General features: G+C 60.0%; 1 pseudogene. It reads left to right on the forward strand.

Annotated features, from left to right (window positions below):
• A pseudogene (locus AC0IW7_RS24870) lies at positions 1-260 on the forward strand (dihydroorotase); the annotation flags it as partial.

Below are 260 nucleotides of genomic sequence, written 5' to 3' on the forward strand. Positions count from 1 at the left end.
TCATGTGTTGGAAGCCATGGCCGAAGTGGGCTTGCCACTGCTGGTTCACGGTGAAGTGTCGCGCGGCGAGATCGACGTGTTCGACCGCGAGAAGGTGTTTATCGATGAGCACCTGACCCGCGTAGTGGAGCGGTTTCCGACGCTCAAAGTGGTGTTCGAACACATCACCACTGGCGATGCGGTGCAGTTCGTCAACAGCGCCCCAGCCACCGTCGCCGCAACGATCACGGCCCACCACCTGCTGTACAACCGCAACCATA

Source organism: Pseudomonas sp. AC229 (genome assembly GCF_979254655.1).